Here is a 1668-nt window from a genome sequence, read left to right as displayed (position 1 = left end):
CACCGGGCGGGGCGGATCGCGTTGCGGGCGGTCGGCGCCGGCCCTCACCCGCGGTGACGCCACGGAGCCGGATGAGCGGAGGGAGGGCGGCGTGTGATTACCATCCGTATACGTTCTGTCTGCCTCGGTCACGATCCGACAAGGAACCGCCGTGGAACTCTGGCTGCTCAACCACTTCTCCGCCCTGACGCTGACCCTGGTGATCGTCGGCGGGTTCGTCCTGCTCGCGGTGGCCGGCAGCATCCTGACGTGCCGCCGGTACCCGGCGCTGGCGCGCGGGGACCACAACGAGATGGTGGGCGTGGTGCTCGGCATGTTCGGCGCGATCTACGGCATCATCCTCGCCTTCGTGATCGTCAACCTGTGGACCCAGCTGGAGACCGCCTCGACGGTGGTGGCGACCGAGGCGACCTCGGCGTCCAAGATCGTCCGGGACGTCGGGGCGTTCCCCGCCGAACCCCGGGCCGCGGTCAACGCGGCGGTCCGCGACTACGTGCACGCCGTCGTCGAGGAGACCTGGCCCCGGATGAAGGCCGGGACGGCGGACTACCTCGTGGCAGGGGCCCGGGTGGAGGCCGTCTACACGGCGCTGCGCGCGTACGAGCCGCAGAGCGCGGTGGAGCAGGCGTACTACGAGCAGGCCGTCGCGAGCCTGGACGACGTGGTCACGCAGCGCCGGGCCCGGATCGACCAGAGCAACCAGGAACTCCCGATCCTGCTGAAGGTCCTGGTGCTGGGCGGTGCCCTGGTGATGCTCCCGCTCACCTTCCTCTACGGCAGCCGCAGCAGGCGCATCCGGCTCGTGTTCGTCGGGGCGGTCGCCGCCCTGATCGGCTTCAGCCTGCTGCTGGTCGTCGTCCTCGACCGCCCCTTCGCCGGTGACCTGTCGGTCAGCCCGGCACCGTTCAAGGAGAGCGCCCTCGCGCAGTTCTGGTAGCCGGATCAACGGCGCGTCAGGACCGCGACGTCCGGGCCGAAGACGACCGCCAGCCGCCCGTCCTGCGCCAGCGCGAGTCCGCCGACCGCGGCAGGGAACGCGTACGCGCCGATCTGCCGCCCCGCGGTGGCGTCCCACACCCGCACGGTGCCGTCGCCGCACCCGGTGACGACGGCGGGACGACCGTCCAGCATCCCCACCGCGCCGGCCGACACCGTGCCGGTGTGCCCCGTCAGGGGCGGCCCCGTCCGGTCACCCGTGGCCAGGTCCCACAGCTGGGCCGTTTCCGTCCGGTGCCCGGTCAGGAGGAGGTGACGGCCGCCGAGCGCCGCCAGGGCCAGGGCGCCGTCCTGCTCCGGCTGCACCCCGATCCATGCGCGCGCCGCGAGGTCCCACACGCGTCCCTCGGAGGTCGCCGCGACGAAGCGGCCCTCCACCACTGCGAAGGAGCGGATGGACGGGCTCGCGTACTCGCTCGTCGACCGTCCGTGCAGTTCCTCCCGGGTGGTCAGGTCCCGGATCCGGACCGACTCGCGCCGGTCGCGGCTGAGGAGGGTGAGCCGTCCCTCCACCGTGCCCACGGTCAGGAGCTCCACGGCGGCGGTGTGGCCGGTCAGGGGCCCACCGAGCTGTCCGCCGTCGTCGAGGTCGCGGATCCGCACCTCGGTGTCCGCGCCACCGGTGACGAGGACGGGGCGGCCGTCCACGACGGCCGTGGCGACCGCCCGCAC

General features: G+C 73.0%; 1 protein-coding gene and 1 pseudogene. One reads left to right on the top strand and one right to left on the bottom strand.

Going from position 1 to position 1668, the window contains the following annotated elements; all coding sequences use genetic code 11:
* Nucleotides 1–151: 151 nt before the first annotated feature.
* The gene (locus ABZ641_RS36310; RefSeq protein ID WP_359988764.1) at nucleotides 152–937 is read left to right on the top strand and encodes a hypothetical protein; all 786 of its coding nucleotides are present in this window, start codon (nucleotides 152–154) and stop codon (nucleotides 935–937) included.
* A 5-nt stretch (nucleotides 938–942) separates the two neighbouring features.
* On the opposite strand, the pseudogene ABZ641_RS36305 reads toward ABZ641_RS36310, so the two are convergent.
* Nucleotides 943–1668, bottom strand: a pseudogene (locus ABZ641_RS36305) (hypothetical protein); the annotation flags it as partial.

Source organism: Kitasatospora sp. NPDC007106 (genome assembly GCF_040634455.1).
GTDB lineage: Bacteria > Actinomycetota > Actinomycetes > Streptomycetales > Streptomycetaceae > Kitasatospora > Kitasatospora arboriphila.
The sequence above is the reverse complement of the archived record's forward strand: the minus strand, read 5'-3'. Positions and strand labels throughout refer to the sequence as shown.